Source organism: Pigmentiphaga sp., assembly GCF_019689535.1.
GTDB lineage: Bacteria > Pseudomonadota > Gammaproteobacteria > Burkholderiales > Burkholderiaceae_B > Pigmentiphaga.
Genome location: NZ_JADGHH010000179.1, coordinates 1 through 7,073 on the forward strand (window position 1 = coordinate 1; position 7,073 = coordinate 7,073).

At 64.9% G+C, this 7,073-nt stretch carries 5 protein-coding genes; 4 read left to right on the forward strand and 1 reads right to left on the reverse strand.

Features of this window, described 5'->3' with window-relative positions:
• Positions 1-561: LysR family transcriptional regulator (locus tag IRZ12_RS14025; RefSeq protein ID WP_296469546.1), on the reverse strand; the 561-nt coding region annotated here is incomplete at its 3' end.
• A 361-nt stretch (positions 562-922) separates the two neighbouring features.
• Here IRZ12_RS14025 and IRZ12_RS14030 point away from each other — a divergent pair.
• The 4 genes from IRZ12_RS14030 to IRZ12_RS14045 all read left to right on the forward strand — a co-directional run bounded on the left by IRZ12_RS14030 (position 923) and on the right by IRZ12_RS14045 (position 7,004).
• Positions 923-1,081: a hypothetical protein gene (locus IRZ12_RS14030; RefSeq protein WP_296469547.1), complete on the forward strand. Its 159-nt coding sequence runs from the start codon at positions 923-925 to the stop codon at positions 1,079-1,081.
• Positions 1,082-1,160: 79 nt separating this feature from the next.
• Positions 1,161-2,246, forward strand: coding sequence for a uroporphyrinogen decarboxylase (gene hemE, locus IRZ12_RS14035; protein ID WP_296469548.1), 1,086 nt, complete (start codon positions 1,161-1,163; stop codon positions 2,244-2,246).
• Positions 2,247-2,617: 371 nt separating this feature from the next.
• A complete protein-coding gene (locus IRZ12_RS14040; RefSeq protein ID WP_296469549.1) occupies positions 2,618-4,777 on the forward strand; it encodes a primosomal protein N' in 2,160 nt (719 codons plus the stop codon).
• Between the two features lie 202 nt (positions 4,778-4,979).
• Positions 4,980-7,004 carry a UvrD-helicase domain-containing protein gene (locus tag IRZ12_RS14045; RefSeq protein ID WP_296469550.1) on the forward strand — a complete coding sequence of 675 codons (2,025 nt, stop codon included), beginning with the start codon at positions 4,980-4,982 and terminating at the stop codon, positions 7,002-7,004.
• Positions 7,005-7,073: the final 69 nt, after the last annotated feature.

The window sequence follows — 7,073 nt, forward strand, 5'->3', positions numbered from 1 at the left end:
GTGCTGGCGCAGTTCGTCGGGGTGTCGGGGCGGCGGGTAGAGCTGGAGATAGGCGGGGCTGGCAGCCATGATGTAGTTGCCGCGGCCGAGCAGTTTGAACCGAAGGGTCGAGTCGCGCAGCGGACCGACGCGCAACCCGATGTCGGCACCCGATACGGTGGGGTCCACCACGCCTTCGTTGAGCGAAATGCGCAGCGAAATGTCGGGATAAGCGCGCACGAACTCGGGCAAGCGCGGGATGACCCGGGCATTGGCCACCGATTCGGCCATCTCTACGTGCAAATGGCCTTCGGCCCGGCCGCTGCGCGATTGCATTTCCGCATCCAGCGCTTCCAACCCTTCGAGCAGGCGGCCCGCGCGGTTGGCGTAGCGCTGGCCTTCCCGGGTGAGCCAGACGCGGCGCGTAGTGCGGTTCAAGAGGACCGTGCCGAGGTGGCGTTCGAGCTCTTGGATGTGGCCGGTGACGGCCGAGCGCGACACGCCGAGCTTGCGGGCGGCCGCAGTGAAACTTCCGCTTTCGGCGACGGCGAGGAAGGCGCGCAGCGGCGTGAGACGATCCATTGTTCAATGATACCGAATAATCATGTTACGGCGCGCGAGCAATGACGGGCTATACTGAATAAGCCAAAACTGTCCTTCTTGAAAGGAGCGACCCCATGTTCAGCCCGCAATCCGGCGGACCGAGCGCAAGGCGCCCTGTCACGCCCGGTACAGAACCGTTCAGCCATCGCATGCCGCTGTCGCATGCGGCAGGCAATCGCTTTTCTGCCCGCGTTTCCCGCGCTTCCTCGGTCCCCGAACCTTACCGTTAGGTCCGGCCGTGTCTCCCGGCGCATCTGCGCCGCAAACCAGAGGTCTTACGCATCGTAGTGCCCGCTGCCGTTGGCAGGCGTGCGCACGCCTTTTACCGAGGAAGTTCATCATGACGCCGCATACCATTCATACTTCTATGTCACCCGGAGCCGTTGCGGCCCCGGCCGTCAAACGTTTCCAATTCAGCGCCGCCGAAGTGTTGACCGCCGCGGCGCGCGTGCTGCTGCCGTTCCTGGTCATGGCTGGGATATTGTTGCTGGCACGATAACAATCGAACCTGAATCGCGCAGGCACGGCGCTCCTGCCGGGGGGGTAAAATCCCTGGCTTCCCTTTGCTGAGGTGTGACGTGTCTGAGCCCACTCTTCGGAACGATGTCTTCTTGCGGGCTCTTGCGCGCCAGGCGACCGAATACACGCCGGTCTGGCTGATGCGCCAGGCCGGCCGCTACCTTCCCGAATACAACGCCACCCGCGCCCGTGCGGGGTCGTTCATGGGCCTGGCCAAGAACCCGGACTACGCAACCGAGGTGACCCTGCAGCCGCTGGATCGCTATCCGCTCGACGCGGCGATTCTCTTCTCCGACATCCTGACGGTGCCCGATGCCATGGGCCTGGGCCTGGATTTCGTTGCCGGGGAAGGGCCGCGGTTCGCCCGGCCCCTGCGCACCGAGGATGACGTCGCCAAGTTGGCGGTGCCGGACATGGCCGATCTCGACTATGTGTTCGCCGCCGTCTCCCAGATCCGCCGCGAGCTGCATGGACGGGTGCCGCTGATCGGTTTCTCGGGCAGCCCTTGGACCCTGGCCTGTTACATGGTGGAGGGTGCGGGATCGAGCGACTACCGCACCGTGAAGTCGATGATGTACAGCCGCCCCGACCTGATGCACCGCATCTTGGCGGTCAATGCCGAGGCCGTGGCGTTGTACCTCAACGCGCAGATCGAGGCCGGCGCCCAGGCCGTGATGATTTTCGACAGCTGGGGTGGGGTACTGGCGGACGGCCTGTTCCAGCAGTTTTCGCTGGATTACACGCGTCGCGTGCTCGGGCGCCTAGTGCGCGAGCGCGAGGGGCGCAGGGTGCCGGCCATCGTGTTTACCAAGGGTGGCGGGATCTGGCTGGAAGAAATTGCGTCCTCGGGCTGTGATGCCGTGGGCCTGGACTGGACCGTCAATCTGGGCGCTGCCCGCCGGGCCGTGGGCGATCGCGTCGCGCTGCAGGGCAACCTGGATCCCATGACGCTATTCGGCGGGCCGGAGGCGATCCGGGCGGAGGTCATCCGCACGCTCGACAGTTATGGGGCCGGGCCCGGGCACGTCTTCAATCTTGGACACGGCATTTCCCAGTTCACCCCGCCTGAGGCAGTAGCCGTGCTCGTGGAGACCGTGCATGCGTATAGCCGCGAGCAGCGGAAAGCCGCTGATGCGGCGCTGTGAATAAATGTTGCCCCGGGCTAGGGCTAACCCGGCTTGTGCCCAGGCCTAATTCGACTTATGCACAATTTCCCGCCGCCCGGGCACACCACTTGCGAGTTGATATCCACATTGGAATGTCGTTGTAAGCCATTGAAATAAAAGAAGTTTTTGCTCGATTTCTTGCTTGTGCCCGGAGCCGACGCATGGCCATGCCAGTTATCAACGGTTTTTTCTCCCGGTTTTCCCCAAAGTTATCCACAGGCTTTCCGGGGAGAAAAAATGTTGATGGGGGACGGGTTTAGGAAGGTTTCAGAGGTTTTACTTTAAGTTTTCAGCCGTTCGGCTGGCCTCTTGCGCCGGAGCTCCCAGTTGTCCACATCGCCCCCCTTCACATGCCAGTGATTTCGCCCACCGAAACGGAAACGCCGGTTTGGGTCCGCGTTGCGCTGGACGTTCCCCTGCCCGGACTGTTTGACTATCGGTCGCCGCGGCCGGTGGACCCGGGGGTACGGGTCATCGTGCCTTTCGGTCGTCGGGAGATGGTGGGCATCGTCCTGGAAACACCCGGCGCGCCCGCCGTGGACCCTGCGCAGGTCAAGGAAGTGGTGCGCATCCTCGACGACACCCCTCCCTTGCCGGCAGACTGGCTTAAGTTAGCGGCATTTGCCGCGGACTACTACCACCGGCCGGTCGGCGAGGTCATGTTGCCGGCGCTGCCCGGGCCGCTGCGTAAACCGGCGGCCTACCAAGGCAAGCGGGCCGGGGGTGGGCCGGTGGCGCGCCTCGATGCCCGCGCGGCGCGCGCCAAACGGGCAGCCAAGGTCCAAGAGAACGAGGCACAGCAAGATAGTGAGCAAACACTTTCGAAGCGTCCGTCGCTGAACCGGGCGCAGCAGGAAGCCGTCGACGCAGTGGCGGAAATTTCCGGCTTCAAGCCCGTCCTCCTCCATGGGGTGACCGGCAGCGGCAAGACCGAGGTCTATCTTCACGTCGCCGAGCGCGTATTGGCGAGGGGCCGCCAGGTGCTGCTGCTGGTGCCGGAGATCAACCTGACACCGCAACTGGAGAACGTGTTCCGCCGCCGTTTCGAGGCCATTGCGGGCCCGGCCGGCGTGGCGGTGCTGCACAGCGGCCTGGCTGACGGCGAGCGGCTGGAAGCCTGGCTTCGGGCCGTCCGGGGCGAGGCCCGGGTGCTCTTGGGCACGCGCCTGTCATTGTTCACGCCGTTGCCCGAGCTGGGGCTCATCGTAGTAGATGAGGAGCACGATCCCTCGTACAAACAGCAGGAAGGCCTGCGGTATTCCGCGCGCGACCTCGCGATCTGGCGGGCGCGCGATCGGAACGTGCCTATCGTGCTGGGCTCGGCCACGCCCTCATTGGAAACCTGGCACCACGCGCAGAACGGTCGCTATCTGCTACTGAGCCTGCCGCAACGCGCGCTGGCAGCCGAGCCGCCCCGCATCCGGTTGCTGGACACCCGCAATCAGCCGCTGAAACAAGGCCTGGCGCCGCAGCTCGTGCAAGCCGTGGCGCAGCGGCTCGCGCAGGGCGAGCAATCGTTGATCTTCCTGAATCGCCGAGGCTATGCGCCGGTGCTGCACTGCGATGCCTGCGGCTGGGTCAGTGGTTGCCACCGCTGTTCCGCCTATATGGTGTTGCACCGCCATCCGCCCCGTACGCCCGGCGGCCTCGCCCGCCACGAGCTGCGTTGCCACCACTGCGGCTGGCAGCATCGCGTGCCTGCCGCGTGCCCGGACTGCGGGAACCAGGATCTCCAGCCCATGGGGCGGGGGACGCAGCGATTGGAAGAACACCTGGGGGAGCTTTTTCCCGGCGCCCGCATTGCGCGGATCGACGCCGACAGCACGCGGCGCAAGGGCAGTGCTCAGGAGTTATTCGGGCGCATGCATGCGGGCGAAATCGATATCTTGGTCGGCACCCAGATGGTCGCCAAGGGACACGACTTCAAGAACTTGGGGTTCGTCGGCGTGCTCAATGCCGATGCGATGCTGTTCTCGCATGACTTCCGTGCGCCCGAGCGCCTGTTCGCGCAGCTGATGCAGGTGGCCGGCCGTGCGGGGCGCGCCGGCACGCCGGCCGAGGTCTACATCCAGACCGGTTATCCTGAGCAACCGCTCTACCAGGCCCTGGTGCGCCATGACTACCCGGGATTCGCCCGTTACGCGCTCCGGGAGCGCGAGGCCGCAGGCCTGCCACCGTTTGCCTACCAGGCCCTGTTGACGGCAGAGGCCCGCGAACTGGCGCAGGCCCTGGCGTTCCTGGCCTGCGCGCGCCGCCTGGCGGAGGGGCCCGATCCCGAAACCGGGACGGATTTGTCCCAGTCGACGGAGCTGTCCCGGATTACGCTCTATGATCCCGTACCGCTGCGCGTCGTGAGGGTGGCGAACGTCGAACGGGCCCAGCTGCTGGTGGAAAGCAACAGCCGCCCGGCCCTGCAGGGGTTCCTGCGGGCCTGGATGGCCGCGCTGCCCCAGCTTTCGGCCGCTTCCCGGGTGCGTTGGTACCTGGAAGTCGACCCGCTGGAAATCTGATGGCTTTCGGCCGCCGCCTGCCCGCCGCGAGATTCTCCTGCGTCATTCTTACCTGCGCATTTGCGCGCCCTCGATTTACCCGACCTGCATGACTTCTTCTCATTCCGCCGCGACTCGAGCCATGGACCGCGCCGCCGCGCGGCTGAACAAATCGAAATCGGACACGAATGCATCTTTCGCCCTGCCTCCGATCGACGCGGGCATGAACCCGGCGCAGCGCGAAGCGGTGAAGTATCTCGATGGGCCGTGCCTGGTCTTGGCCGGCGCGGGCAGCGGCAAGACGCGGGTCATTACGCAGAAGATCGGCTATCTGCTGCGCGATTGCGGCTACGATGCCCGCAACGTTGCGGCGCTGACCTTCACCAACAAGGCAGCGCGCGAAATGGCCGAACGGGTCAAGGCCATCGCGCCGCCCAATGCGATCAAGGGGCTGACCATCAGCACCTTTCATTCGCTGGGAGTGAGGATCTTGCGCGAGGAGGCCAAGCTCGTCGGGCTCAAGCCCCAGTTCTCCATTCTCGCGGCCGATGACGCGATGGCCATCGTGCAAGACCTCGTCGCCAGCACCGACAAGGGGCACATACGCGCCGTCCTGAGCGCCATTTCCCTATGGAAGAACGCGTTGATCGAACCCGATGAGGCCGAGCGTCGTGCATCGACCGAAAGCGAGCGCGACGCGGCGCGGGTATACCGGAGTTACAACGCCACCTTGCGCTCTTACCAATCAGTCGATTTCGATGACTTGATCCGCCTCCCGGCGCGCCTGCTCGAAACCGATGCCGAGGTGCGCGAACGCTGGCAGTCCCGGCTGCGCTATCTGCTAGTGGATGAATACCAGGATACCAATGCGTGCCAGTACCGGCTGGTGCAGTTGTTGACCGGGCCGCGCGCCATGTTCACCGCCGTGGGCGACGACGACCAAGCCATCTACGCATGGCGCGGCGCGACCATCGAGAACCTGGCCAAGCTCACCACCGACTATCCCAACCTGCGGGTCATCAAGCTCGAGCAAAACTACCGCTCGATGCAGCGCATCCTTGCCGCGGCCAACAACGTGATCGCGCACAATCCCAAGCTATTCGAGAAAAAGCTCTGGTCGGACCTCGGGGTTGGCGATCCGATCACGGTCGTTCCCATGGAAGACGAAGAGGCCGAGGCCGAGTCGGTCGCCATGCGCATTTCGGCGGCGCGGTTCGAGCTCAAGGCGCATTGGCGCGACTTCGCCATCCTGTACCGCAGCAACCACCAGGCGCGCGTGTTCGAACAGGCGTTGCGGAACTTGAAGATTCCCTACATGGTCTCGGGCGGGCAAAGCTTTTTCGACAAGGCCGAGGTGCGCGACATCATGGCGTATCTGCGGCTGATCGCCAATGACGACGATGATCCGGCATTCATCCGCGCCGTGACGACGCCCAAGCGCGGGGTCGGGCAGTCTACGCTCGAAGCGCTCGGCGCCTATGCGGGCGAGCGGGAAATCTCGCTGTTTGCGGCCGTGTTCGAAACCGGGCTCGAGCAGCGCCTCTCGGCGCGCCAACTCGCGCCGCTGCGCGAATTCTGCGAGTTCATCAACCGCCTGCAGTGGCGGGCTGGGGCCGCCAAGGGCGACGGTGCGCCGACCGGCGAAACCGCCTCCGAAATCCTCGATGACCTGGTCCGCGCCATCGGGTACGAACGCTATCTGTACGACCATTTCGACGAGCGTGGCGCCCAGGCGCGCTGGCAGACGGTGCTCGACCTGCTCGGCTGGCTCAAGCGCAAGGCCGAGGAAGACAAGATGAGCCTGATGGAGCTAGTCCAGCACATTGCGCTCATCACCATGCTGGAGAAGAGCGACGACGAAGACCCCGACGTCGTGCGGCTGTCCACGTTGCATGCGTCCAAAGGGCTGGAATATCCGCACGTCTTCCTGGTCGGTGTCGAAGAAGGGCTGCTGCCCCACCTCGGCAAGGACGATGAAGAAGGCGACCCGGCCAAGGCGGCCGAGTCGTTCGAGGCGCGGGTTCAGGAAGAGCGCCGCTTGATGTACGTCGGCATCACCCGCGCGCGGCGCACCCTGACGCTTACCTGGTGCAAGAAACGCAAACGGGGCCGTGAAGACATCCCGCGCGAGCCGTCGCGGTTCATCAAGGAAATGGGCCTGGAAGACGACAAAGTCGCGGACGAAAATCCCGGCCTCACGGCCAAGCAACGCCTTGACCGCTTGAAGTCCCTGCTCAAGAAGGAATAGGGCGGGGCCTTTGTCGGGATCGCGCCCCCCGGCCCCCCAAAGCCGGGCGGCGGGCCCGGCGGGGGGGAT